A 23984-nucleotide genomic window follows, 5' to 3' on the forward strand; every position below is an offset into this window, starting at 1 on the left:
CATTGTCTGGTGCCGCCAAATCGTTCTGCATAAATCCCATAGTTTGCGCCACTCCCAGCATCGGCCTCATATGATGCCGATGCCAGGGCATGCAAAAAATCTTTCCACCCCTTTCCACCTCCCCCATACTTCCCCGCAGTTTCTCTCGCGGGAACGCCGATCATGACGGTGATTGCGTGGGGAGGAACCGGCTTCCGATTTCGCGGCTAACGTGGCTGCGAGAAAGGACCGGATGCACCTGAAAAGGGTGGCGGCTTAATCAAGGTCGGTCGGGCTTTCGGGCCCGCCGGCCGAAATCAGCGCTTCGGGCGCTGAGCAGCCATCATGGAAAGGTTTCCTGCCGTAGCGGGCAAGGGCTTTCCCGGGCACGGGGCGATCCCCGCAGGTGGTTCGGAGAGGCCGGACGGGCGGTCGCGAGGCCGCAAGTTTACACATTAGATGAGCGACCGCGCGGCCGCCCGTCTTCCCGACTTCCGAATTTTACGAGGTCGGCTCTTTGAAAAATGGCCAGACGGAGATTTCCGGGCGTGGCGCCGGCTCGGCGCGCCCGCCTTCACCCTCCCCTCGTGGGGAGGGTCGCGAAGCAAGGCGCGCGGCAGGCGCGGCCTGCGATGCGGGGTGGGAGCGGAAAGCAGGGCCGCGTCCGGCTCGACGCGCTCCGCAGCCTGGTGCCGCGCATCGCCCCTCCCCGCGAGGAGCCGGGCAAGGCTGCGTCAGGCGGCGGGTTCGGGTTTCGCCGGCGGCGGCAGGATGGCGGCGGGCATCGGTTCCGGCTGCGGCAGGCGGTGGCGTCTGCCGTCCCCGCCCAGCCCGGTTTCCTCCAGCAGGCCCTTGCGCTTGGCGTCGTAATAATAGCCGCGCTGGTAGAGCCTGTCGGCGCGGTCGGCATTGCCGCCCGAGACCAGCCAGGCGCCGCGCAGATATTTCACGGCGTATTTGAGATTGGTCTCGGCGTCGAACAGGCCCCTCGCCGGCCCCAGATAGCCCATGCCGCGCGCCGTGGCGTGCTTGATCTGCATGAGGCCCCAATGGCCGCGATTGTAGGCACGCGGGTTGAAGGTGCTCTCGCGGTTCACCACGCGGCGCACCAGATCCTCCGGCACCTCGTAGAGGACCGCGTATTTGGAGATCAGCTTGTCGATCTCGCCACGGTCGGCCGGCCCGGCGGGCCCGGCGGGCTCGACATAGACGGCGGGCTGCAGGGTGGCGACGCCCTCCCCGGCCGAAGGCGCGGCAGCGGCGGCAATCGCCGCCAGCGGCACCACCGGCGCGCCGGCGTCGGAAGCGGCCAGCGCCGGCACGCCCGGCGTGGAGCCGGCAAACGCGTTGGCCGCCATCGCTCCGGCGGGAAGCGCCGCGATCTGGATCGACGGATCGGCGGCTTCCGGCAGCACCGCCACCGTCTGCGGCAGCTCCAGCGTCGGCCCGGCATCGGCGCCCGCTTCGCTGCCGGCGGCCGCCAGGCTCGGGGCCGTGTGGGTGGCGGAAGTGGACGTGCAGCCGCTCAGGCCGGCAGCCGCCAGAACCACGCCGAGGCAGAGACTGTAGAGCTTCGCTGGCAAGCCGCGTTCGGGTCCGTTGATCGGGAGTGTTAAAATCCTCCTTACACCAGCCGATTCCGTCGGGCAACCTGTGGTTTCGAAGCTTTTTCGGGTGGCGGCCGTGGCATTTCCGTGCGACAATGTTCCTGATTTGTACTGGTTCGGGCCCGTTTCGTACCGGTTCGGGAGAGAAGCAGGGGAAGATCATGGGCGAATCATCCGCACGCATTTCTTCTGCCGCCGGCGCGGGCGCGGTCCCGGAAGGCTCGTCCGCCAAGGCTGCCGGCGCCGCCGGCCATGCGGTGTTCGAGACGGCGCTCGGCTTCTTCGGCATCGCCTGGAGCGCGGCCGGCCTGGCGCGGCTCTGCCTGCCGCAGGCAAGCCGCGAGGCGGTGCAGCGCCGGCTGCTGCGGCTCGAGGGCGTGGCCGAAGACAGGGGCGCGCGGCCGCGATGGGTCGAGCGGCTGATCGCCGGCATCCGGGATTATGCCGAGGGCCGCCAGGTGGATTTTGCGGACGTGCCGGTCGATCTTTCCGGCGTCGACGATTTCCGGCTGGCCATCTACGCGGCCGCCCGCGCGCTGGCCTATGGCGAAACCACCACCTATGGCGAACTGGCGAAGCGCGCCGGCCATTCCGGACTGCCGCGCGAGACGGGCGCGGCGCTCGGCGCCAACCCGGTGCCGCTGGTCATCCCCTGCCACCGCATCCTCGCGGCCGGCGGCAGGATCGGCGGCTTTTCGGCGCCGGGCGGCTCGGCCTCCAAGGAAAGGATGCTGGCGCTGGAAGGCGTGCAAGTGGGTCCGCCGCCTCCGGCGCAGGCTTCGTTCGGCTTCTGATGCGCCCGGCCCAGCAATTAGTCCGGTATTCAGTCCGGCATGATGAAGCGGTCCCTCGGATCGTCGAATTCCAGCTTCTTGCACTTGTAGACCGGGCAGGAATCGCGGTCGGCGCTCGGCACATAGGCCGGGTCGCGCACCTCGCCCGCGTCGCAGAAGGCGCGGCTGGCGACGTAGCGGTCGTAGAGCGGCAGGCCGGGCGTGCGCCTCGACTGGTAGCGCAGGATCACCGCGCCGTCGCGCGCGATCGCCGCCTGCACCTGTGCGCAGGCCATGCGGGTGGGGTCGTAGCGTGAGATCGCCTGCGCCTGTCCGGCGCTCAACGTCACGAGCGCCGCAAGCACCAGGCCGGACTTCACGCAGGACTTCGCGAATGACGTCATCGATCACCTTCCGTTCGGCCGACACCGGGGCTGCGCCAGCGCGTTGCCTGCGGCAGTCCGGCCCTTTTCACCGCGCAAAACGCCCGCGATCCCGGGCGGTTCCCGCCGCCGGCCGCAACCTCCGCCGGCATGCACGCGTCGTCCCGTTGTGCGCCGCTCTTGTTTTCGCCGCAAGCTTCGACTATATAGGCCGAGTTGATATTTCGGCCGAACGATCTGGCCTCGCGGAAGTTCGCGGTTGCTGACGTCTCTCTCCAAAATTTCGATACCACCGACCGGGCCAGGCCTGGTCAATTGTGAAACGCCAGCAACGTAAAGGAACATCGCATGGCAACTGGAACGGTCAAGTGGTTCAACGCCACCAAGGGCTTCGGCTTCATCCAGCCCGACAATGGCGGCGCGGACGTTTTCGTCCACATCTCCGCCGTGCAGCGGGCCGGCATGACCACGCTCGCCGATGGCCAGAAGATCAGCTTCGAGATCGAGCAGGACCGCCGCACTGGCAAGTCCTCGGCTGGGTCTCTCTCGGCAGCCTGATTTGGTCCGAGGCGCGCGCCAGGCCGCAGGCCTGAAGCGCACGGCAAGTCACGGATGTACTGGCGGCCGCGCGTCAAGCGCGCCGGAGCCGGAAGGAAGGCAGGTCGAAGCAGCGGATTGCTGCCGGCCCCGGACGAAAGGCTCCCGGTCAGGCTACCGGGTAAGGAAGGCGGGCAACAGCCCGCCTTTTTGCTGTCTGCGCCTTCGTTCCGGGCCTTCGGCCTGCGCCGGCCGGCGTCAAGCCGGCGCGATGAAGGGCTGCGAGACGGCGCGGAAGACCGGCAGCGCTTCCAGCCTTTCGCAATGCGCCGCAAGCGCCGGAAATCGCGCCATGTCGACCAGGCCCGGCTGCGAATCGTTGAGATGGCGCAGCGCCACCGCCACGGCGATGTCGGCGTGGCCGATGCGCTCCCCGAACCAGTAGGCGCCGCTTCGCGCGGCGCGGTCGGTTTCGAGCACGCCAAGCACGGCCTCGATCTGGGCGCGGCAGCGCTCCACCCAGGCCTGGGAGATTTCCGTGTGCAGGCGCTGTTCGTAGAACAGGCTCACCGCCTTGTCGGAAAGCCCGGTCGCCAGCGCCGCCACCTTCAGGGCACGGTGCCGCGCCGGCTCCTCGCGCGGGAACATCGCCTGCCCCGCCGGCACGAGGCCGTCGAGATAGCCGATGATGACATGGCTTTCGATCAGCACGTCGCCGTCGTCCAGCACCAGCGTCGGCACCCGCGTCAGCGGATTGTAGGGCCGGATCTTGTCGGCGTCGCCGAAGGTCGACCACGGCCGGTGCTCGAACGGCAGGCCGTAGAGCGTCATGGCTATGCCGACGCGGCGCACGAAAGGCGAATCGTACTGGCCGATGAGGATCATGCGCAAAACTCCTGTCCGGATGGAAAACCGAAGCCGCCGGCTCGCGTCACGGCAGCCACTCGATCGGCACGTGGCCGGGGTCGGTCTCCACGCGCTTCAGCCATGCGGTGACGGCCGGATAGGCGTCGAGCTGGAAGCCGCCCTGGTCGGCCGTGTGCGTGTAGGCATAGAGCGCGATGTCCGCCACCGAACAGGCATTGCCGGCGAAGAAATCGTTTCGCGCGAGGTGCTGGTTCATGACGCCGAGCGCCTTGTTGCCGCGCTCCAGCGTCGCCGCCAGACGCTCCGGCGTGGCGTCCTTCGCGCGTTCGGGAAAGATCAGCAGGGCCTTGCGCACCGCGATGTAGGGCTCGTGGCTGTACTGCTCGAAGAACAGCCACTGATAGGCCATCGCCCGCTCGTAGCGGTCCTCGGGCAGGAAGCGCGTGCCTTCGGCGAGATAGAGCAGGATGGCGTTGGATTCGGCGATGCGGCGGCCGTCGTCCAGTTCCAGCAGCGGCACCATGGCGTTCGGGTTCTTGGCGACATAGTCGGGCCTGCGCGTATCGCCGGTGTGGGAACTCACCTCCACATTGGCGAAGGGAATGCCGAGCTTGGCCATCAGGAGGCGCGGCTTGTAGCAATTGCCGCTGTCGATCATTCCGTAAAGTGTGGTCATGCGCGCGTCCTCTTTCGCCCGGCAGCATCGCGCAGGCGCGGCGCTCCATCCAGTCAGTTGTTTTGCATGGAGGATTGACGGCGCTGATGGATCGGGCCGACCGGGCAGGATGAACCTAGGCCGGCGGCCGGCCGAAAAGCGGGATCACCTTGCCCTTGTCGAGCAGGCTTTCCGCGTCCAGAGGCTCCTCGCGCCAGATCGTGCCGACGGGCGCCGGCCGGGCGAGCAGGAAGCCCTGCACCAGATCGGCCCCGCCCTCCAGCGCCAGCCGCAGGTGCTGCGGCTCCTCGATGCCTTCCACCAGCACCCGGGCGCCATGCGCATGCAGGAGATCGAGCAGCGGCCGGAACAGGCGCGTTGCGGCCGGATGCCGGCACAGTTGCGCGAACCAGCCGCCGTCGATCTTGACGATATCCGGCTTCAGCCGTTCGAGCCGTTCCTGCGTGGAATGGCCGGCGCCGAAATCGTCGATGGCGATGCGCAGGCCGTTGCGGCGCATCTCGCCCACCAGCCGGGCCAGGACGCCCTCGTCGGGCGCGGCCGTTTCGGTGATCTCGCAGACCAGCATGCCGGCGTCGAGCTCGAACTCGCCGAGATGCTGCGCCATCAGCCTGATTTCCGCCAGCGCCCGCCCCTCGTGATCGTTGATCAGGGGGTCGTAGTTGAAGAACAGGTCCAACCCGTCGACGCCGATGTTGCGGAAATTGGCGAGATGCAGCATCCGGCACATGGTTTCCACATAGAGCCTGTCGGCCGCGGGCAGAGCGGAAAGGAATTCCCTGACCGGAACCTGCGCGCCCTTTCGATGCGGCTGCGCCAGGGCCTCGACCGCGACGGGGAACAGAAGCCCGTCGCGCAGCGTGAAAATGGGCTGGTAGGCGCTTTTGAGCCGGTAGTCGCCATAGACGCCGTATTCGATGCCGATCTCGTCGGCGAACAGCGCCGCGCGGACGTCGCGTCGTCTTTCCAGCGGCGGCTTCACGGCGCCGCCCGCCGGCCGAAGGCGCGCGGCCGGCGCCCGGGTCGGGGCACCGGCGGCAGCACGTCGGAAGCGGCGGCCGCGCCCGGCACGACCTCCGCGCGCGGCCTTGCAAAGCTGGTCGGGGCCAGTTCGGGCCGCGCCAGCACGAAGCCCTGCACCATGGAAGCGCCCGACCTTTCGGCCAGTTCGAGCTGCCAGCCTTCCTCGATGCCCTCGAACACCGTGTGTATGCCCTGCCGTTCGAAGCCCTCCACCATGGCGGTCAGCAAGGCGAAGCCGGTGGCCGAATCCATCAGCTGGCCGGTCCACTGCGCGTCGAACTTCACGATGTCGGGCCGCAGTTCCTCGATGCGCTTGATGTCCGACTCGTCGGCACCGTAATCGTCCACCGCGATGCGCAGCCCGTTCGCGCGCAGGGCCTCCACGAAGGCGTACAGCGCCTCCTGCGAGGCCGAGGGCTGCTCGGTGACCTCGCAGACCACGCGGCCGGCCTCGATGCCGGCCTCATGCAGCACCAGCCGCATTTCGCGCAGCGCATTGTCGGCGACGGCGTGATCCACGAAGACCGAAGGGTCGAAATTGATGAAGATCGAGGCATCCTGCGGCAGGCAGGCGCCCGCGTTGAGCAGGTGCAGCGTGCGGGTCACCGTTTCGATATGCAGCCGCTCGGCGACGGGACAGGCGCCGAAGAACTGCGCCGGCGATTGCGGCTCGCCGTCGCGGAAAGGCCGGATCAGCCCTTCGAACGCGACCACGACGAGCTTGCCTTCCCGGAAGGCGAAGATCGGCTGGAAGGCGCTCTTGAGCGTATAGAGCCCCCACACGCCGGTCGAAGTGCCGTCGTCATGGCGGATGATATGGGCGAGCCCGATGCTGCGCGACAAGATTGGCTGGCTCCCAAGGTCCGGCATGAAGGTCTGGCATGGCCAGCCAGCCTAGCCGCCCAAGGTTTGAGCTTGCGTTAATGGCAGCCTCTCGTTTGGCCCGGAAACGGCGGACAACGCTTGCGCTCGGCGGCGCTATGCGACATTAGAAGCCCCGCTGCCGGCCGTGGCAGCGATTTTCTGGAGATGATTGATATGGCCTTCCTCGCCGATGCCCTTTCGCGCGTAAAACCCTCCGCGACCATCGCGGTGACGCAGAAAGCACGCGAGCTGAAAAATGCCGGGCGCGACGTGATCGGCCTCGGCGCCGGCGAACCGGATTTCGACACGCCCGACAACGTCAAGAACGCCGCCATCGAGGCGATCCGGCGCGGCGAGACCAAATACCCGCCGGTGTCGGGCATCGTGCCGCTGCGCGAGGCGATCGCCAGGAAGTTCAAGCGCGAGAACAATCTGGACTACAGGCCGGAGCAGACCATCGTCGGCACCGGCGGCAAGCAGATCCTGTTCAACGCCTTCATGGCCACGCTGAACCCCGGCGACGAGGTCATCATCCCGCGCCCCTACTGGGTGAGCTATCCCGAGATGGTGGCGATCTGCGGCGGCACCTCCGTCTTTGCCGACACCTCGATCGACAACGGCTTCAAGCTGACGCCCGAGGCGCTGGAGAAGGCGATCACGCCGAAGACGAAATGGCTGCTGATGAACTCGCCGTCCAACCCGTCGGGCGCGGCCTATACCGAGGCCGAACTGCGCGCGCTGGCCGACGTGCTGCTGAAGCACCCCCATGTCTGGGTGCTGACCGACGACATGTACGAGCACCTGACCTATGGCGATTTCGTCTTCAAGACCATCGCCGAGGTCGAACCGGCGCTGTACGAGCGCACGCTGACCATGAACGGCGTGTCGAAGGCCTATGCCATGACCGGCTGGCGCATCGGCTACGCGGCCGGCGCCCTGCCGCTGATCAAGGCCATGGACATGATCCAGGGCCAGCAGACGTCCGGCGCCTGCACCATCGCGCAATGGGCGGCGGTCGAGGCGCTGAACGGCCCGCAGGACTTCGTGAGGAAGAACAAGGCGATCTTCCAGGCGCGGCGCGACCTCGTCGTGTCGATGCTCAACCAGGCGCGCGGCATCACCTGCCCCTCGCCCGAAGGCGCGTTCTACGTCTACCCGTCCTGCGCGGCGCTGATCGGCAAGAAGACGAAGGACGGCAAGGTCATCGCCAATGACGAGGTCTTCGCCTCCGAACTGCTGGAGTCCGAGGGCGTGGCGGTGGTGTTCGGCACCGCCTTCGGGCTCGGGCCCAACTTCCGCATCTCCTACGCCACGTCGGAGAAGCTGCTGGAGGAAGCCTGCACGCGCATCCAGCGCTTCACGGCAAGCCTGAGCTGACGCGCCCAAGGGATTCGAAAGATTCCAACAAAGAGCCCGGCCTCGCGCCGGGCTTTTTTTGTAACCGCGTCGCCGGCAGCAGGCGGCCCCGGGGTGGCAGGCGCATCATGTGCGGACGCTCGGATCGGGACCGGCCAGGTGTCGCCTGACGATGCCGTACTCGTGCCAGATCAGCCACATCACGACGATGTCGAAGACGCTCAGGACGATGAGCCCCCATCCGCCGGTGTAGGAAAAGCGGTAGAGCTGGTAGACGATGAACAGGCCGAGGACGACCAGCGACGCCGGATAGGCCCACAGCTTGTTCCGGAGCAATCCGGCGACAAGCAGGAGTTTCACGACGCCGTGGCTCAACAGGTAGAAGGCGTAGAAGTGCTGCGTTTCTATCGAAAAGCCCTGCGCCCACGTCAAAAGATGCCTGGCCAGGAAATCCTTCGGATCTTCAACCAGTTCCTCCTGGGTGAGCGTGTTGACCAGTTTAGAGATCGTCTCCGTCCCGATAAGCCAGAGAGCCACGCCGCCCGCGCATTCGAGCAAGGCATGGGCGCCCTTGAGCAGGACGCTGATCTCGAAAATCTGATGTATGCGCCGCTCTTCCAATCCAGCCTCACCGACAGGGCACTCCGGGTGGACAGCATCTCACGGATCGGCAAATCACACGACGGGGCAACGCGCCGCTATTTCCCTTGCTCCGCCCATGAACCCGTGTGACGATGCTTCCAGGCAGGCGGCCTGACGTCTGCCTGCGACGGCCGCAGGCCGGCCGCCGCTCACTGGTGAACGCCGAGTGGAGGTCAGCCATGGGAAATCGCGCAGGGGGTAATCGCGCCGGAGGACGACGCACGGGACCGAAATGCATCGCCATCATCGGTCCCTTCTCAAGCGGTAAGACGACGCTTCTCGAAGCCATTCTCGCCCGAACGGGCGCCATCCCCCGCCAGAACCCGGTCGCTTCCGGCAACACCGTTTCCGATCATTCGCCCGAGGCGCGCGCCCACGCCATGAGCGTGGAGGCCACCTTCGCCACCACCGAATTCATGGGCGACAGCATCACCTTCGTCGATTGTCCCGGCTCCGTCGAGTTCGCCTTCGAGTCCGAGCCGGTTCTGGCCGCCTGCGACGCGGCCGTCGTCGTGGCGGAAGCCGACGAGAAGAAGATGCCGGCGCTGCAGCTCATCATGCGGCGCCTGGACGAGATCGGCCTGCCGCGCATCCTGTTCCTCAACAAGGTGGACAAGGCCGTCGCCGGCATACGCGAGACGCTGAAGATGCTACAGCCGACCAGCGCGGTGCCGTTGCTGCTGCGCCAGATACCGCTGCGCAAGGACGGCGTCGTCGTCGGCTCGATCGACCTCGCCCTGGAGCGCGCCTATGTCTACCGCGAATATGCGCCGAGCGAGGTGGCCGAGATTCCCGGCGACGACAAGGCGCGCGAGATCGAGGCGCGCTTTTCCATGCTGGAGACGCTGGCCGATCATGACGACGAACTGATGGAGCAGCTTCTGGAGGAGATCGAGCCGCCCAAGGACGCCGTGTTCGACGACCTCGCCGCCGACCTGCGTGCCGGCGCCGTGACCCCGGTCCTGATCGGCACGGCGGAAAAGGGCAACGGCGTGCTGCGGCTGCTGAAGGCGATCCGCCACGACGTGCCGGATGTCGAGACGACGCGCCGGCGCCTCGGCGTGGCCGAAGACGCGGCCACGATTGTGCAGGTGATGAAGACCATCCACACCGCGCATGGCGGCAAGCTTTCCGTGTCGCGCATCCTCTCCGGCCAGGTGGCCGACGGCGCCGAACTCTATGTCGAAGGCGGTGATGTCGCGAAAGTGTCCGGCATCTACCGGATGCTCGGCAAGGACCAGGCGAAGCTCGCCTCGGCCGGCGCCGGCGATACCGTCGCGCTCGGCAAGCTCGATGCCGCCAGGACCGGGCAGACGCTCACCTCGGCCAAGAACGGCATGGCCCCGCTTCTCGAACTGACGCCGCCGGAGCCGGTCTACGCCTTCGCGCTCAGGCCCAAGGAGCGCAAGGACGACGTCAAGATGTCGGCGGCCATCCAGCGCCTCGCCGAGGAGGACCCCTCGCTCAGCCTCACGCGCAACCAGGATTCGGCCGAGACCGTGCTGTCGGGCCATGGCGAGATGCATCTGCGCGTGGTGCGCGAGCGTCTGGAAGGCAAGAACCAGATCCCGGTCGAGGGCCACGCCCCGGCGGTGCCCTATCGCGAGACCATCCGCAAGCCGATCGAGCAGCGCGGCCGCCACAAGAAGCAGTCCGGCGGCCACGGCCAGTTCGGCGACGTGGTGTTGCAGATCAAGCCCCTGCCGCGCGGCTCCGGTTTCCAGTTCACCGACACCATCTCCGGCGGCGTGGTGCCCAAGACCTACATCCAGTCGGTCGAGGCCGGCGTGCGCGACTATCTGAAATCCGGACCGCTCGGCTTCCCGGTGGTGGACGTCGCCGTGAACCTGTCCGACGGCTCCTACCACTCGGTCGATTCCTCCGACATGGCCTTCCAGATGGCGGCCAAGCTGGCCATGAAGGAAGGCATGGCGCAATGCTCGCCGGTGCTGCTGGAGCCGGTGATGAAGGTGGAGATCGTCACGCCCTCCGACGCCACTGCGAAGATCATCGCGCTGGTGCCGCAGCGGCGCGGCCAGATCCTCGGCTATGACGCGCGGCCCGGCTGGCCGGGCTGGGACGTGGTGGAGGCGACCATGCCGCAGGCCGAGATCGGCGATCTCATCGTCGAGCTGCGCTCGGCGACGGCCGGCGTGGCGAGCTATCGCACCGGTTTCGACCATATGGCGGAGCTGACCGGACGGCTGGCCGACGACGCGATGAACGCGAACGGCAAGGCGGCCTGACCTCCGCGGCCGTCCTCAAACACAAAGCGGCACCCGGACGAACCGGGTGCCGCTTCGCGCGGACCGCTTCCGTGGGAGGTGAAACGGCAGGTCCGCCGCATTCTTCACCCGAAACAGATAGACGCGACGTTTACCTGAGCCCGGAACGCCGGATGATGCCCCCATCACCCCGCGAACCACGCCGCGTCCTTTGCCTGCTTAAGCGCCAAACCGGAGCCCGGACAAGTTACCCACCGTTACATGCGGGTTACATGACCCCATGAATCCGTAAACTGGCCCGGCGCACGGCACCGGAACCGGGAAAAATCAAGCGCTCCCCATCGAAAACGCCGCCGCGCGCAGCCGCCCGTGAACGGCGGCCGGATGACGCGGCTGAAAGTGGAGAAGCTCGAATCGCGGCGCGGATGCGAAGCCGCAGCGCGCGCTTCGGTTGCGACGGAGGCGATCCAGGAAACAAAAAAGCCGGATCAAGAATGACCCGGCTGAGTTTGGTTGGAAGTGCCGAAACGGCTAAACCTCCAGAGGGGAACACTCGTGAGCGCTAATGGGAGGAGAACGCGCTCAGGAGATGACTGGAATATGGTCGCTTCCTGCCCAACAAACAAGCAACTATTTTGCAACGCACACATGCAAAAACGGAACGTCTGTGGTCCAATGCACTTTTGCCCGCCATAGGGCCAGTAAAATCGATTAACCAATAGGCGCAAGAGCTTGCTGCATTGCAATCGGGCAGGTCCCGGGGCGTTTGAAGGAAAGGTCGTCCGGCCGGGCCTGTTTTGCCGGCAAGGCTGCTGCCGGAACGGGCACGACGCCGGCGCCGGCCGGTTTCGTTGCCGAAAGGGCGACGCCGTTGATTTCGCGGCAGCCGGCGCGAGGGCCGGAGGCGCCCCGCGCTCCAGGCCGGTGCGCAAGGTGCTGTCGGCGATGCTCAGTAGGACCAGTTGCGCGCCTTGGCGATGACGAAATCGCGGAAGACATGCAGCTTGGCCTGGTTCTTCATCGCGTCCGGATAGGCGAAATAGGTATCGAAGGACGGAACCTCGGTCTCCGGCAGCAACTGCACCAGCCCGGCGTCCTTTTCCACCATGTAGTCGGGCAGCATGGCAATGCCCGTGCCGCCCTGCACGGCGCGCTTGATGGACAGAATGTCGTTGATCTGGAGGGTCGGCACCCGCTGGCCGCCCTCGAAATCGCCGAGCGTCTCCAGCCAGTTGAGTTCCGACAGATGCGTCGGCACCGGCACGCCGAAGGTGACGATGCGGTGGTTCTTCAGGTCCGCGATGGAGGCGGGCTTGCCGAACCGTGCGATGTAGGAAGGCGCGGCGTAAAGGTGGAAGTGCACGGTGAACAGGCGGCGCTGGATGAGGTCCGGCTGCTGCGGCTGGCGCAGCCGGATCGCGCAGTCCGCCTGGCGCATCGTCAGGTCCAGTTCCTCGTTGGCGAGGATGAGCTGGACATGGATGTCCGGATAGAGGTCGATGAACTGCTGCAGCCGGTCGGTCAGCCAGCCCGCGCCGAGGCCGACGGTGGTGGTCACGCGCAGGATGCCGGAAGGCTTGTCCTTGGTCTCGCTCAGCCGGGTCTTGATCGTTTCCAGCTTCATCAGCACGTCATGCGCCGTGCGATAGAGCATCTCGCCCTGCTCGGTCAGCACCAGGCCGCGCGCATGGCGGTGGAACAACGGCACGCCGACATCGTGTTCCAGCGCGCTCACCTGCCGCGAGATGGCCGACTGCGACAGGTGCAGCGTCTCGGCCGCATGGGTAAACGAGCCGGCTTCGGCCGCAGCGTGAAACACGCGTAGTTTATCCCAATCCAGCGCCATGATTCCCCTCGTTGTGTTTTGGCGTCTGTAGGAAGAATCCGGATTTTTTGCGACCCGGAGAAACCCGGATCGGGCAGGACGTTTTGTCCTACTCCGCCGCCTCCCTGTGTGCCTCTATGCCCGCCAGATATTTCTCCGCCTCGAGCGCCGCCATGCAGCCGAGACCCGCCGCCGTCACCGCCTGGCGATAGACGTCGTCGGTGACGTCGCCTGCCGCGAACACGCCGGGCACGTCGGTGCGCGTCGAATTCGGTTCCGTCCACAGATAGCCGTTCGGCTTCTGCCTCAGCTTGCCGACGAACAGCTCCACCGCCGGCGCGTGGCCGATGGCGACGAACACGCCGTCCACCTTCAGCAGGCTTTCCTGCCCGGTGGCGACGTTGCGCAGCTTCAGCCCCTCGACGGAGGGCGGCATCGGCGCCTTGCCGGTCCGGCCGGTGATCTCGTCCACCACGCTGTCCCAGATGACGCGGACGTTATCCTTCGCCATCAGCCGTTCGCGCAGGATGCGCTCGGCGCGGAATTCGCTGCGGCGGTGGATGACCGTGACGGTCTTCGCCAGGTTGGACAGGTAGAGCGCTTCCTCGACGGCCGAATTGCCGCCGCCGACCACGGCCACGTCCTTGCCGCGATAGAAGAAACCGTCGCAGGTGGCGCAGGCCGAAACGCCGAAGCCCATGAAGGCCTGCTCGGACGGGATGCCGAGCCACTTCGCCTGCGCGCCGGTGGCGATGATGAGCGCGTCGGCGGTGTAGACCGTGCCGGAATCGCCCCTGGCGACGAAGGGCCGGACGTCGAGGTCGACCTCCATGATGATGTCGTGGATGATCTCGGTGCCGACATGCTCGGCCTGCTTGGCCATCTCGCCCATCAGCCACGGGCCCTGGATCGGGTCGGCGAAGCCGGGATAGTTCTCCACGTCGGTGGTGATCATCAGCTGCCCGCCCTGCTGCAGCCCGGCCACCAGCATCGGCTTCAGCATCGCGCGGGCGGCATAGATGGCGGCCGTATAGCCGGCGGGTCCGGAACCGATGATGAGGACGGGCGCATGCTTGACGGTCATGGAGCGGCCTTCTGCGAGCGGGCCGCCACGCGCGGCCGGAATTTGTCGCGCACAATGTAGGGATTGGCTGCCTCGCCAGCAAGCGACAGACTTCCGGTGTCCCCTGAAAGCTTGCGCCGCCTGCCGCGGCGGCCTCCCCGCGCTTATTTGCGCCGAGGGCTGGCACGGCGCGAAAAGTCGTTTAAGTACGGCCTAACGACAGATTCTTGCGCGGTTGCGGTGCGCGGAACAAGGGGACCCGAATGCCGATCAAGGCCGATCTCGACGCCATCGATTGGAAGATCCTGCGGGAATTGCAGCAGGACGGCCGCATGACCAATGTGGAACTGTCGCGACGAGTCGGCATATCCGCGCCGCCGTGCCTGCGCCGGGTCAAGCGGCTGGAGGACACCGGCATCATCCGCAGCTACCGCGCGCTGCTCAACGCCCCTGCGCTCGGCATGGACGTGGTCGCCTTCTGCCTGATCGGCCTCAAGCACCAGTCGGAAGCCGAGCTGAAGACATTCGCCGAGCGCACGCGCAACTGGCCGATCGTGCGCGAGGCCTGGATGGTCTCGGGCGAGTCCGACTTCCTGCTGCATTGCGTGGCAGCCGACCTCGGCACCTTCCAGAGCTTCGTCATCGAGGAACTGACCTCTTCGCCCAATGTCGACACGGTGCGCACCGCGCTGACCATCCGCCAGATCAAGGACGAGGGGCTGCTGGCGATCGGATAGCAGCCTCTACGGGATCGCCGTCCATCCCGTCGCTATGCTGCCTTGCGTTGCGCGATGATCCAGCCCCTGAGTTTTTCCTGTTTCCTGACTTTCGTTGCGAAACCGGCACTTGTCAGCCTGTCGATGAGCCGGTCAGCCTTGAAGCCCTCGGCCAAGTCTTCATGATACAGGATCAACATCATGTCGATCTTCGCAAGATCATCATCCGCTGCGTTCATGAGAATCGGGAATTCCGCGCCTTCGCAATTGAACTTCACGAAGGAGCAACGTTCGATCCCGTTCTCCTCCATAAAATGGCCAAGCGTATCGGCCTTGACCTGCTCTCCCTTCGCCGAAAGCCGCTTCATGATGGAGTGGCCCCAGTTTCCGCTGTCATGATGCAGGGTGACTGTCCCTTGGGAATTCGACAGCGCCAGCAAATGCGGCTTCAGATTGCCAAGGCCGTTCAGCGCCGCGTTCACGGTGAGATAATTGTAGCTTTCGCGGCTGGCTTCGATGGCATGGACCGTGCCGCGCGGCGACCTGCGCGCCGCCAGAAGCGAAAACGTTCCGATATGCGCGCCGACATCGATCACGACATCGTCTTCGCGCGACAGGTATTCGGGAACGCCTGAAAAGAAGATGTCCTGATCGAAACTCTCGTCCACGACCGACTCGTCGGCGGTTCCTTGTCGGAGAGCGACCTTGAACCCGGCGATCTCGCGGATATCCAGCCGATAGCTCGTCTCGTCGAGCCGGAGCGCATCGAGGGCGTTGGACGTCCGCTTCTTCAAACGCCGCAAACTCTTGCGAAACCCCATGCCCTGCGCTCTCCGTTCGGATACTTGACGCCGGCAGGCGCCTGAAACACCTCGCTCTAGCGAACTTCGGTATTGATGGGAACCTGCATATGCGGCTGCACCGTCCACCGATTGTCTGGCACGCTCAGCCTGACGGGAACGATGCGGAAAATCGCTTGCCCGGTAACCCAGAGCCAGAACCTGCGGACGGGATATGCAAGCTGCCGCGCCACCCGTCTGGTTTCGCGCCAGACCTTCGCGCGCCCCTTCGCCTTGCCGGGATCGCTTTTGCGGAACCCGAAACGCTCCTTCTCAATCAGGCTGGCGAGCTCGCTGGCATCGGGATCGGCGGCCACGAAGACGTCCTGGAGGCAGATGGCCGGACTAAGTTGCAGCACGTGCAATTGCCTGAGCGAGCCGAGAACGGGCGAAAACAGGATCACGTCCAGGGGTTCGCAACGGTTCTCGCTAAATGACAGCAAATGCACGGCGGCTCCTCTCGAGATGAAGTAACCGCCGGACCCATAATGGAACGATCGCAGCCGCCTGAGTTCGCGATCAAAAGGATGTCCGGCCACGCGCCAGGAAAGCTCTATCGTCTGTTGGAGATTGGTTTCGGCCTTGACGAGATCGGCCCCCAGCGGGATCCATCCGCCGTCGTTGATGAACCTTGCCGCGTCTTGCGCCAGATGGAGGTCGTCCTCCGCCGCGAACGCCCACTCATCGGCTCCGTCAAGGACCGCTTGCCAGATCTTGCGATGGCTCAAAAAACAGCCGATCTCGCCCGGCGAGAGCGAATTCCGGCCAGAAGACAAGCCACGCAAGCGTTCGATCTCGATGTCCGGCAACTGCCGGGCATCCACCGCTTCTATCCGGACCGCGTCCAGCCCCAATCGCGCTGCCTGGGCCTCGAACCAGCCTCGTCTTTCAGGCGAACGATCCAGGTTGATGAAGTAGACCTTCATCCCTCGCGCTCCGATTCAACCGCCACGTAGCGCCAGAACGTTTCCTGCGCCTTGAAGACGGCGGCGAGGAAGCCGCGTTTCCCGTCGAGAAAACCGGCGCGCAGCACATAGGCCTTGCAGAACCCGAACAGCGAGCGGGCAATCGCGACGCCCACGCCGCCCTTCACGCCCCTCGCCCGGCGTTCGGCCGCGGTGGCGAGCGCATAGGCGCGCATCTTGCGCAGCACGTCGTCCACGGAGGCATAGCTGTAGTGGAGCATCGGCTCCTTCAGATCGCCGACGGCGCCGTCCACGGTCAGCCTTTCGTGCACGATATCGTCGCTGAACCGGGCCTTCGTCCGCAGCGCCAGCCGGAGCACGCGGTCGGGATGCCAGCCGCCGTGCCGCATCGGCCGACCGAGGAACCATGACAGGCGGTTCAGCCGGAAGCCCGTTCGGCTTCCCTTTGCCGTTGCGGCGAGAATCTCGTCGCGCAGGGCGTCCGGGATGCGCTCGTCCGCGTCGATGGAAAGCACCCAGTCGCCCGTGGCGAGGTCCAGCGCGCGCTGCTTCTGCGGTCCGAAGCCCGGCCAGTCTGCGGTCACCGTCACCTTCGCGCCGAGGCTCTGCGCAATTTCGACCGTGCGGTCGGTGCTGCCGCTGTCCACCACCACGATCTCGTCGGCGAAGGCGACGCTTTCCAGGCAGGCGGCGATATGCGCCTCCTCGTTCTTGGTGATGAGGATGACGGAGAGGCTCATCGCGCGTGCCGGCCGCCGTCCGTTCCGCGAAGCGCCGCGATCTCGGCCGCGATCCGGTCGCCAAGGGCTTCGCCGTCGTCTTCGGAAGCGCCGGCGAGAAACAGCCCGGGCAGCCCCGCCCGGCGCCCGGCCTCCATGTCGTCCGCCTTGTCGCCCACCATGAGCGAGCGGGAAAGATCGAGTTTAAGGATTTCCGCCGCGCGCAGCAGCATGCCGGGATTGGGCTTGCGCATGGGATGGCCGGCGACGCCCAGCGCGCCCTTGCCCGCCTCGTGGTAGGCGCAGGCCAGCACCATGTCCACTTCGCAGCCCTGCTCGGCGAGCAGCGCGAGCACGCGGCCGTTCACCGCCGCGAATTCATCCCAGCCGTAATAGCCGCGCGCGATGCCGGACTGGTTGGTCACCACCACCACCGGCAGGCCGGCCTCGTTGGCGGCGCGGATCGCCGGCACGATCTCCTGGCGCAGCGCGACGGCCTCGGGATCGGACGGATAGCCGGTATCGATATTTATGGTGCCGTCGCGGTCGAGGAACAGCGCCGGGCGGCCGGCCGGAAAGCTCCTCGCCCCGACCCGCTCGACCCACAGCCCCGGTCCCTCCAGCGGGTGGCGCGCAGGCCGCGCCGTCTCGGCCATGGCCCTTACCCGTTGGAGAGCCGGGCTTCCACGACCTCGCACAGATGATGGTAGAGGCACAGATGCCCCTGCTGGATGATCGGCGTCGAGGTGGAAGGCACGTTGAGCAATATATCGGCCAGCGGCGCCAGCTTGCCGCCGGTGTCGCCGGTCATGGCGATGACGGTCATGTCCATGGCGCGCGCCTGTTCGGCGGCGGCGAGGATGCTGGGCGAATTGCCGCTGGTGGAGATGGCCAAAAGCACCGCGCCCGGTGCGCCATGCGCCTCCACCTGCCGCGAAAACACGGTGTCGAAGCCGTAGTCGTTGCCCCAGGCCGTCAGCACCGCCGCGTTGGCCGGCAGGGCGATGACGTTGTAGGCCTTGCGCTCCTTGAGGAAACGCCCGACCAGTTCGCCGGCGATGTGGATGGCGTCGCTGGCCGAGCCGCCATTGCCGCAGATGAGGAACGCCTTGCCTTGCGAAAGCGCCCCCACCACGGCATCGGCGGCCTTGTCCATCGCGCCGGACAGGTCGCGCTCGACCATCGCCGTGATGGCGGCGGCGGAACGCGTCAGGTAATCGTTCAGCTTCGACATTTCAGTTCCCGTTGCCGGCGCGCAGTTTGCCGATCGTGCCCGTGGTGCTTTTTCCCGCGACGAGATCGACCAGCACCACGCGCCCGCCCGCCTTCTGCACCACGTCGGCGCCGACCACCTGGTCGATGGTGTAGTCCGCGCCCTTGACCAGAATATCCGGCTTCAGCGCCTCGATCAGCGCCAGCGGCGTGTCCTCCTCGAACACCACCACGGCGTCCACCGAAGCGAGCGCGGCGAGCACGCAGGCGCGGTCGTGCTGGTCGTTGACCGGCCGGCCAGCCCCCTTGAGCCGCGTCACCGAGGCATCGCTGTTCAGCCCCAGCACCAGCCGGTCGCACTGCGCGCGCGCGGCGTGCAGCAGGCTGACATGCCCGGCGTGCAGGATGTCGAAGCAGCCATTGGTGAAGCCCACCGCCAGCCCTTCCCGCTTCCAGGCTTCCACCAGCCGTTCGGCGCCCGCCCGGTCCAGGATGGCGTCGCGATGCGCGGCCGCGCCCTGCGAGCGCAGCAGCGCGCCGGTGAGTTCCTCCACCGTCAGCCGCGCGGTGCCGCGCTTGCCGACGACGACGCCGCCGGCCGCGTTGGCGATGGCCGCCGCCTCGGTCGGGTCTGCCCCGGCCGCCAGTGCCAGCGCGAAGGAGGCGATCACCGTATCGCCCGCGCCGGACACGTCGAACACCTCGCGCGCCTGCGTGGCGATGTGGTGCGCTTCACGCGCGTCCACCACGCTCATGCCCTTCTCGCTGCGGGTGGCGACCACGAAATCGAAGCCGCAGTCGGAGATCAGCTCGCGCGCCGCCTCCGTCACCTCCTCGTCGGTGAACACCATGCGGCCGACCGCCTCGCCCAGTTCCTTGCGGTTGGGCGTGACGGCGGTGGCGCCGCGATAGCGGCGATAGTCGCGCCCCTTGGGATCGACCAGCACCGGCTTGCCGACAGCGCGGCAGATGGCGATCAGTTCCTCGGCGACGCCGTCCAGCAGCACGCCCTTGCCGTAGTCGGACAGGATGACGATGTCGCAGCGCGCCAGCGCGGCCCGGAACCGCGCGATCAACGCGGACCGCTCGGCCGCGTCGAGCGCGCGCACCTCCTCCTCGTCGAAGCGCAGCACCTGCTGGTTCAGGGCGCTGAAGCGGCTCTTGGCCGAGGTCATGCGCTCCCGCGTGGCAAGAAGTCCTTCCGTGCCGGCGCCCAGTTCTTCGAGCAGGCGCATCACCGTGCGGCCGGCGGTGTCCTCGCCCACCGCCGAGACGGGAACGGCCGCCGCGCCCAATGATACGATGTTGGCCACGACATTGCCCGCGCCGCCGAGCGCAAGGCTCTCGCCGCGCCCGTGCAGCACCGGGATCGGCGCTTCCGGCGAAATGCGCTCGATCACGCCGTTGACGAAGCGGTCGAGGATGAGATCGCCCGCCACCAGCACGGTCAGGCCCGGAAAGGCCGCCACGGCGCGGTGCAGGCTTTGCGGAGACGGCGGATACGCTTGGCTCATGGCGAAGGCGATATACCGCAAATCGGGACAGCGCAACGGGGCGAGCGGCGCCATGCGACCGCGCCGCGATCCCGCCGATTCGCCCGTTGCGCGCGAAGGGCAATGCATTATGCTTTGCTGATGCGATGCGCCCGCATCTGCTTTCCGCCCCCAGCCGGGCCGCGAACAGGGCGACAGCCGCATCACACGCATTCAGTGCCTGCTTCGCCTTCCGCCGCAACCGGACCGGTTCTTGCCGCGCCGTTTCACCCGAGGGGAATTCCATGGCCAGGCTTTCCGAAAACACCGTGAAGGAAGAAAAATTCGAGGGCGCCGGCGGCCTCTCCATTGCGTTCCGCGCGCTGCGCCCGGCAAATCCGCCGCGCGGCGTGGTCGTCATCGTGCCCGGCTTCAATTCGCACAGCGGCTATTATCTGTGGGTGGCAGCGCAACTGGCCGCCGCCGACCTCGCGGCCTATGCGATCGACCTGCGCGGGCGCGGCAAGTCCGACGGCGAGCGCTTCTATGTCGAAAGCATTTCGGACTATGTCGGCGACGTGGACGATCTGGTGAAGATCGCCAAGGCGCGCGACCCGGGCCTGCCCGTCTACCTGCTCGGGCACAGCGCGGGCGGCGTCGTTTCCTGCCTCTATGCCCTCGAGCACCAGTCGGGGCTGGCCGGGCTGATCTGCGAGAGCTTCGCCTTCCAGGTGCCGGCGCCGGATTTCGCCATCGCCGCGCTGAAGGGCTTGAGCCACATCGCCCCGCACGCCCATGTGCTGCACCTGAAGAACGCCGATTTCTCGCGCGACCCGGCCGCGGTCAAGGCGATGGACGAGGACCCGCTGATCGCCCACGAAACCCAGCCCACGAAGACGGTGGCGGAACTTGCCCGAGCCGACGAGCGGCTGAAGAAGGAGTTCCCCAGGATCACCCTGCCGCTGCTGATCCTGCACGGCACGGCGGACAAGGCGACCAGACCCGCCGGCAGCCGGTTCTTTCTCGACAATGCCGGCTCGCCCGACAAGACCCTGAAGCTCTATGAGGGGCACTATCACGACCTGCTGAACGACCTCGGCAGGGAGGAGGTGATGGGCGACGTCAGGAACTGGATCGAGACGCATCTGCCCGGCGCCTGGCGCAGCGGCGTCGAAAGCCTTGCCTGAAACCGCAACCCGGCCGTGCGCCTTTCTCGACAGGCCACGCCGGCTCCCCTATAAGGGCCGCGATTTGCACCTGCTCCCGAGGCCCAGATGATCGTCGTTACCGGCGGCGCCGGCATGATCGGCTCCAACATCGTCGCCGCCCTCAACGCCGAGGGTCGCGACGACATCATCGTCGTGGACGACCTGACCGACGGCCGCAAGATCTTCAACCTGGCCGACCTGTCCGTCGCCGACTATCTCGACAAGGACGAATTCCTGCCCGCGCTGGAGGCCGGAACGCTGGGCGGGATCGAGGTGGTGTTCCATCAGGGCGCCTGTTCGACCACCACCGAGTGGAACGGCAGGTTCATGATGGACGTGAACTACGCCTATTCGAAGCGCCTGCTGGCGGCCTGCCTCGCCGCCCGCATCCCTCTCATCTACGCCTCTTCCGCTTCGGTCTATGGCGGTGGTTCCGAGTTTCGCGAGGAGCCGGAGTTCGAACGCCCGCTCAACGTCTATGCCTGGTCGAAGAAGCTGTTCGACGACTATGTGCGCCGCAACGTGTTCGGCACCGAGCATTCGCAGGTGGCGGGCCTGCGTTACTTCAATGTCTACGGCCCGCGCGAGCAGCACAAGGGCAGCATGGCCTCGGTCGCCTTCCACCTGTTCAACCAGGTCGGGCGCGGCGAGAACCCGAAGCTGTTCGGCGCCTATGGCGGCTACGAGGCCGGCGGCCAGAGCCGCGACTTCATCCATGTCGGCGACGTGGCCGACGTGAACCTGTGGCTGTGGAAGCGTGGCGCGAGCGGCATCTTCAACTGCGGCACCGGCCGCGCCCAGCCGTTCCGCGCGGTGGCGGAAACGGTGATCGGCGCGCTCGGCAAGGGCGAGATCGAATATATCGACTTCCCCGACCATCTGAAGGGCAGCTACCAGAGCTTTACGCAAGCCGACATGTCGCGCCTGCGCGGCGCGGGCTACAACGGCCGCTTCCGCGACGTGGAAACCGGCGTCAGGGATTATGTGGAATGGCTGAAGGCCCGGCCATCCTCGTAATCGGCCCGAGCTGGGTGGGCGACATGGTGATGGCGCAGTGCCTGTTCTCGGGCTTGCGCGAACAATATCCCGATGCCGCGATCGACGTCATGGCGCCAGGCTGGGCAGCACCCCTGGTCGCGCGCATGCCGGAAGTGCGCCAGCGCATCGACCTGCCCTTCTCGCGCGGCAAGCTCGATCTCGGCGCGCGCCGCCGCCTGGGCCTTTCGCTGCGCGGCCGCTACGAACAGGCCTATGTGCTGCCGGGAAGCTGGAAATCCGCGCTGGTTCCTTACTTCGCGCGCATCCCGCGCCGCGTCGGCTACCTGCGCGAAATGCGCTACGGCCTCTTGACCGACATCGTGCCGCTGCCGGCCGAGCTGAAGCGCCGCACCGCGCAAGGCTTCTTCAATCTGGCGCGCGGCGGCACCTTTCGCGCGCCCCACCTGACCGTGGACGCGGCCAACCAGGCGGAACTCCTGGCCAGACACGGGCTTGAGGCCGGCAATTATGTCGCGCTGATGCCCGGCGCCGAGTTCGGCCCTGCCAAGCGCTGGCCCGCCGAAAGCTACGCCATCTTCGCCAGGCGCATGATGGGCAAAGGCTTTCGCGTCGTGCTGCTCGGCTCGAAGAACGACGCGCCGGTCACCGCCGAGATCGCCGCACTGGCTCCCGGCGCGCTCGACCTTGCCGGCCACACCCGCATCGAGGACGCCATCGACCTCATTGCCGGCGCGCGGCTCGCCGTCTCCAACGACAGCGGCCTGATGCATGTCGCCGCCGCCGTCGGCACGCCCATCATCGCCGTCTACGGCTCGACCTCGCCGGAAAACACGCCGCCGCTGTCCGAACGGCGCGAACTGGTGTGGCTCGGCCTCTCCTGCTCGCCCTGCCACAAGAAGGAATGCCCGCTCGGCCATCTCAACTGCCTGAAGACGCTGGACGTTTCGCTGGTCGCCGCGGCGGCGGAGCGGCTTTTGGCCCCGGCGGCCGCCGCATGACGGTCCCGCCCGCGAAAATATTGATCGTCAAGACGTCCTCCATGGGCGACGTCATCCATACCTTTCCCGCGCTAGAGGACGCCCGCCGCGCGCGGCCGGACATCTCCTTCGACTGGTGCGTGGAGGACGCCTTCGCCGGCATCGTGGCGCTGCATCCGGCCGTCGGCACCATCCACAAGGTGGCGCTGCGGCGCTGGCGCAAGGCGCTGCTTGCCGGCGGGACATGGCGCGAGGCGGCCGAGCTGCGCCGCGCGCTGCGGGCGGCGAACTACGACCTGGTCATCGACGCGCAGGGGCTGTTGAAGTCGGCGCTGGTGGCGAAACTGGCCGGCGCGCCGGTATCCGGCTTCGACGCCAAAAGCATTCGCGAACCGGCGGCCTCGCGCCTCTACGACCAGCGCTATGCGGTTCCCCGCGACCTTCATGCCATAGAGCGCACGCGCCGCCTGTTCGGTCTGGCGCTGGGCTACGAGCCCGACCTTCCGGTGCTGGAGTCCGGCATCGTGGCGCCTGCCGGCGGCCCTGCCTTGCCGGAAGGAAACATCGCCTTCCTGCTGCACGGCACCAGCCGCGATGACAAGAAATGGCCGGCCGCCGACTGGGCCGAAACCGCGCGCCTGCTGGCCGGGAAGGGCCTGGTTCCGGTCACCACCTGGTCGAACGAAAAGGAAAAGGCGGTGGCCGAAGCGATCGCGCAGGCCGTGCCGCAGACCATGGTGCTGCCGAAATCGCCGCTCGCCGAAATCGCCGGCCTGGTCGGCCGGGCGACGCTGGTGATCGGCGCAGACACCGGCTTGACGCATCTGGCCAGCGCCTACGGCCTGCCGACCGTGGCCGTGTTCCTGACCACCGAACCCGGGCTGACCGGCCCGCGCGGCCCGTTCTCATCGACGCTGGTGGCGGAAAAGGGCGGACGCGTCACGCCCGCCGAGGTGGTGGAAGAAGCCGAGCGGCAACTCGGCCTCCGCGAGGCCACCGCGGAAATCTGAGGCCTCCTGCGGGCCGTCATCCCGGACGCCGTCGAAGCGTGGCTGAGAACGGCTATCCGGGATCCGTTCCGGAACGCTGCAAGTAA

Annotated in this window: 24 protein-coding genes; 9 read left to right on the forward strand and 15 right to left on the reverse strand. The window is 66.8% G+C overall.

The genetic code is table 11. The features are described 5' to 3' along the window. Positions 1–713: 713 nt before the first annotated feature. Positions 714–1562 (reverse strand): transglycosylase SLT domain-containing protein, encoded by an 849-nt coding sequence (locus tag QU595_RS17715; RefSeq protein WP_410000515.1) that lies wholly within the window; start codon positions 1560–1562, stop codon positions 714–716. 185 nt (positions 1563–1747) lie between these two features. Here QU595_RS17715 and QU595_RS17720 point away from each other — a divergent pair, with 185 nt between their 5' ends. Next, positions 1748–2380 carry a methylated-DNA--[protein]-cysteine S-methyltransferase gene (locus QU595_RS17720; RefSeq protein ID WP_315924267.1) on the forward strand — a complete coding sequence of 211 codons (633 nt, stop codon included), beginning with the start codon at positions 1748–1750 and terminating at the stop codon, positions 2378–2380. Between the two features lie 29 nt (positions 2381–2409). On the opposite strand, the gene QU595_RS17725 is transcribed toward QU595_RS17720, so the two are convergent. Beyond that, the gene (locus tag QU595_RS17725) at positions 2410–2763 is read right to left on the reverse strand and encodes a hypothetical protein (RefSeq protein WP_315924269.1); all 354 of its coding nucleotides are present in this window, start codon (positions 2761–2763) and stop codon (positions 2410–2412) included. Positions 2764–3090: 327 nt separating this feature from the next. Between QU595_RS17725 and QU595_RS17730 the strand changes: the two genes are divergently transcribed. Continuing rightward, on the forward strand, positions 3091–3300 hold the full coding sequence (locus QU595_RS17730; protein WP_315924271.1) for a cold-shock protein: 210 nt from the start codon (positions 3091–3093) through the stop codon (positions 3298–3300). A gap of 237 nt (positions 3301–3537) precedes the next feature. Here QU595_RS17730 and QU595_RS17735 read toward each other — a convergent pair whose 3' ends face one another. The 4 genes from QU595_RS17735 to QU595_RS17750 form a co-directional block, all read right to left on the reverse strand. Then, positions 3538–4164 carry a glutathione S-transferase family protein gene (locus QU595_RS17735; RefSeq protein WP_315924273.1) on the reverse strand — a complete coding sequence of 209 codons (627 nt, stop codon included), beginning with the start codon at positions 4162–4164 and terminating at the stop codon, positions 3538–3540. A gap of 46 nt (positions 4165–4210) precedes the next feature. After that, complete coding sequence (locus tag QU595_RS17740; RefSeq protein ID WP_315924275.1) at positions 4211–4822, reverse strand: glutathione S-transferase family protein; 612 nt, start codon at positions 4820–4822, stop codon at positions 4211–4213. Between the two features lie 115 nt (positions 4823–4937). Continuing rightward, on the reverse strand, positions 4938–5804 hold the full coding sequence (locus QU595_RS17745) for an EAL domain-containing protein (protein ID WP_315924277.1): 867 nt from the start codon (positions 5802–5804) through the stop codon (positions 4938–4940). After that, the gene (locus QU595_RS17750) at positions 5801–6688 is read right to left on the reverse strand and encodes an EAL domain-containing protein (RefSeq protein ID WP_315924279.1); all 888 of its coding nucleotides are present in this window, start codon (positions 6686–6688) and stop codon (positions 5801–5803) included. The genes QU595_RS17745 and QU595_RS17750 overlap by 4 nt, the downstream gene beginning before the upstream one ends. Before the next feature lie 195 nt (positions 6689–6883). Between QU595_RS17750 and QU595_RS17755 the strand changes: the two genes are divergently transcribed. Then, the gene (locus QU595_RS17755; protein ID WP_315924281.1) at positions 6884–8086 is read left to right on the forward strand and encodes a pyridoxal phosphate-dependent aminotransferase; all 1203 of its coding nucleotides are present in this window, start codon (positions 6884–6886) and stop codon (positions 8084–8086) included. 105 nt (positions 8087–8191) lie between these two features. On the opposite strand, the gene QU595_RS17760 is transcribed toward QU595_RS17755, so the two are convergent. Continuing rightward, the gene (locus tag QU595_RS17760) at positions 8192–8686 is read right to left on the reverse strand and encodes a DUF2127 domain-containing protein (protein WP_315924283.1); all 495 of its coding nucleotides are present in this window, start codon (positions 8684–8686) and stop codon (positions 8192–8194) included. Positions 8687–8886: 200 nt separating this feature from the next. Here QU595_RS17760 and QU595_RS17765 point away from each other — a divergent pair, with 200 nt between their 5' ends. Then, complete coding sequence (locus QU595_RS17765; protein WP_315924285.1) at positions 8887–10953, forward strand: elongation factor G; 2067 nt, start codon at positions 8887–8889, stop codon at positions 10951–10953. Positions 10954–11881: 928 nt separating this feature from the next. Here QU595_RS17765 and QU595_RS17770 read toward each other — a convergent pair. Both QU595_RS17770 and trxB read right to left on the reverse strand, forming a co-directional pair. Next, on the reverse strand, positions 11882–12778 hold the full coding sequence (locus QU595_RS17770) for a LysR family transcriptional regulator (RefSeq protein WP_315924288.1): 897 nt from the start codon (positions 12776–12778) through the stop codon (positions 11882–11884). Positions 12779–12866: 88 nt separating this feature from the next. Next, positions 12867–13841, reverse strand: coding sequence for a thioredoxin-disulfide reductase (gene trxB / locus QU595_RS17775; protein WP_315924290.1), 975 nt, complete (start codon positions 13839–13841; stop codon positions 12867–12869). 242 nt (positions 13842–14083) lie between these two features. Here trxB and QU595_RS17780 point away from each other — a divergent pair, with 242 nt between their 5' ends. Continuing rightward, a complete protein-coding gene (locus QU595_RS17780) occupies positions 14084–14557 on the forward strand; it encodes an Lrp/AsnC family transcriptional regulator (RefSeq protein WP_315924292.1) in 474 nt (157 codons plus the stop codon). Positions 14558–14589: 32 nt separating this feature from the next. On the opposite strand, the gene QU595_RS17785 is transcribed toward QU595_RS17780, so the two are convergent. The 6 genes from QU595_RS17785 to rfaE1 are packed head-to-tail and all read right to left on the reverse strand — an operon-like array spanning position 14590 to position 19746. After that, positions 14590–15357 carry an FkbM family methyltransferase gene (locus QU595_RS17785; RefSeq protein WP_315924294.1) on the reverse strand — a complete coding sequence of 256 codons (768 nt, stop codon included), beginning with the start codon at positions 15355–15357 and terminating at the stop codon, positions 14590–14592. A gap of 56 nt (positions 15358–15413) precedes the next feature. Then, positions 15414–16301, reverse strand: a complete 888-nt coding sequence (locus QU595_RS17790; protein WP_315924296.1) for a glycosyltransferase family 25 protein — start codon at positions 16299–16301, stop codon at positions 15414–15416. Beyond that, entirely contained in the window at positions 16298–17041 is a 744-nt protein-coding gene (locus tag QU595_RS17795; protein ID WP_315924298.1) for a glycosyltransferase family 2 protein, read from the reverse strand. Before QU595_RS17795 ends, QU595_RS17790 begins: the two co-directional genes overlap by 4 nt. After that, positions 17038–17676: an HAD family hydrolase gene (locus QU595_RS17800; protein ID WP_315924300.1), complete on the reverse strand. Its 639-nt coding sequence runs from the start codon at positions 17674–17676 to the stop codon at positions 17038–17040. The genes QU595_RS17795 and QU595_RS17800 overlap by 4 nt, the downstream gene beginning before the upstream one ends. A gap of 5 nt (positions 17677–17681) precedes the next feature. Next, a complete protein-coding gene (locus QU595_RS17805; protein WP_315924302.1) occupies positions 17682–18254 on the reverse strand; it encodes an SIS domain-containing protein in 573 nt (190 codons plus the stop codon). 1 nt (position 18255) lies between these two features. Continuing rightward, complete coding sequence (gene rfaE1, locus QU595_RS17810) at positions 18256–19746, reverse strand: D-glycero-beta-D-manno-heptose-7-phosphate kinase (protein ID WP_315924529.1); 1491 nt, start codon at positions 19744–19746, stop codon at positions 18256–18258. A 263-nt stretch (positions 19747–20009) separates the two neighbouring features. Here rfaE1 and QU595_RS17815 point away from each other — a divergent pair, with 263 nt between their 5' ends. From QU595_RS17815 to waaC, 4 genes are all read left to right on the forward strand, one after another. Further along, complete coding sequence (locus tag QU595_RS17815; RefSeq protein WP_315924304.1) at positions 20010–20891, forward strand: lysophospholipase; 882 nt, start codon at positions 20010–20012, stop codon at positions 20889–20891. Positions 20892–20978: 87 nt separating this feature from the next. Beyond that, on the forward strand, positions 20979–21929 hold the full coding sequence (gene rfaD / locus QU595_RS17820) for an ADP-glyceromanno-heptose 6-epimerase (RefSeq protein WP_315924306.1): 951 nt from the start codon (positions 20979–20981) through the stop codon (positions 21927–21929). Beyond that, on the forward strand, positions 21902–22909 hold the full coding sequence (gene waaF / locus QU595_RS17825; protein ID WP_315924307.1) for a lipopolysaccharide heptosyltransferase II: 1008 nt from the start codon (positions 21902–21904) through the stop codon (positions 22907–22909). The genes rfaD and waaF overlap by 28 nt, the downstream gene beginning before the upstream one ends. After that, a complete protein-coding gene (gene waaC / locus QU595_RS17830) occupies positions 22906–23898 on the forward strand; it encodes a lipopolysaccharide heptosyltransferase I (RefSeq protein ID WP_315924310.1) in 993 nt (330 codons plus the stop codon). Before waaF ends, waaC begins: the two co-directional genes overlap by 4 nt. Positions 23899–23984 lie beyond the last annotated feature (86 nt).

The sequence above is a fragment of the Mesorhizobium sp. SP-1A genome, from assembly GCF_032460275.1.
GTDB lineage: Bacteria > Pseudomonadota > Alphaproteobacteria > Rhizobiales > Rhizobiaceae > Mesorhizobium.

Excerpts from the sequence above, each read along its gene's own strand:
- QU595_RS17735 (WP_315924273.1), bottom strand. The coding sequence starts at position 4,164 with ATGATCCTCATCGGCCAGTACGATTCGCCTTTCGTGCGCCGCGTCGGC.
- rfaE1 (WP_315924529.1), bottom strand. The coding sequence starts at position 19,746 with ATGAGCCAAGCGTATCCGCCGTCTCCGCAAAGCCTGCACCGCGCCGTG.
- QU595_RS17725 (WP_315924269.1), bottom strand. The coding sequence starts at position 2,763 with ATGACGTCATTCGCGAAGTCCTGCGTGAAGTCCGGCCTGGTGCTTGCG.
- QU595_RS17805 (WP_315924302.1), bottom strand. The coding sequence starts at position 18,254 with ATGTCGAAGCTGAACGATTACCTGACGCGTTCCGCCGCCGCCATCACG.
- QU595_RS17765 (WP_315924285.1), top strand. The coding sequence starts at position 8,887 with ATGGGAAATCGCGCAGGGGGTAATCGCGCCGGAGGACGACGCACGGGA.
- QU595_RS17755 (WP_315924281.1), top strand. The coding sequence starts at position 6,884 with ATGGCCTTCCTCGCCGATGCCCTTTCGCGCGTAAAACCCTCCGCGACC.
- QU595_RS17730 (WP_315924271.1), top strand. The coding sequence starts at position 3,091 with ATGGCAACTGGAACGGTCAAGTGGTTCAACGCCACCAAGGGCTTCGGC.
- QU595_RS17815 (WP_315924304.1), top strand. The coding sequence starts at position 20,010 with ATGGCCAGGCTTTCCGAAAACACCGTGAAGGAAGAAAAATTCGAGGGC.
- QU595_RS17770 (WP_315924288.1), bottom strand. The coding sequence starts at position 12,778 with ATGGCGCTGGATTGGGATAAACTACGCGTGTTTCACGCTGCGGCCGAA.
- QU595_RS17785 (WP_315924294.1), bottom strand. The coding sequence starts at position 15,357 with ATGGGGTTTCGCAAGAGTTTGCGGCGTTTGAAGAAGCGGACGTCCAAC.
- trxB (WP_315924290.1), bottom strand. The coding sequence starts at position 13,841 with ATGACCGTCAAGCATGCGCCCGTCCTCATCATCGGTTCCGGACCCGCC.
- QU595_RS17780 (WP_315924292.1), top strand. The coding sequence starts at position 14,084 with ATGCCGATCAAGGCCGATCTCGACGCCATCGATTGGAAGATCCTGCGG.
- QU595_RS17740 (WP_315924275.1), bottom strand. The coding sequence starts at position 4,822 with ATGACCACACTTTACGGAATGATCGACAGCGGCAATTGCTACAAGCCG.
- QU595_RS17795 (WP_315924298.1), bottom strand. The coding sequence starts at position 17,041 with ATGAGCCTCTCCGTCATCCTCATCACCAAGAACGAGGAGGCGCATATC.
- waaF (WP_315924307.1), top strand. The coding sequence starts at position 21,902 with ATGGCTGAAGGCCCGGCCATCCTCGTAATCGGCCCGAGCTGGGTGGGC.
- rfaD (WP_315924306.1), top strand. The coding sequence starts at position 20,979 with ATGATCGTCGTTACCGGCGGCGCCGGCATGATCGGCTCCAACATCGTC.
- QU595_RS17800 (WP_315924300.1), bottom strand. The coding sequence starts at position 17,676 with ATGGCCGAGACGGCGCGGCCTGCGCGCCACCCGCTGGAGGGACCGGGG.
- QU595_RS17790 (WP_315924296.1), bottom strand. The coding sequence starts at position 16,301 with ATGAAGGTCTACTTCATCAACCTGGATCGTTCGCCTGAAAGACGAGGC.
- QU595_RS17720 (WP_315924267.1), top strand. The coding sequence starts at position 1,748 with ATGGGCGAATCATCCGCACGCATTTCTTCTGCCGCCGGCGCGGGCGCG.
- waaC (WP_315924310.1), top strand. The coding sequence starts at position 22,906 with ATGACGGTCCCGCCCGCGAAAATATTGATCGTCAAGACGTCCTCCATG.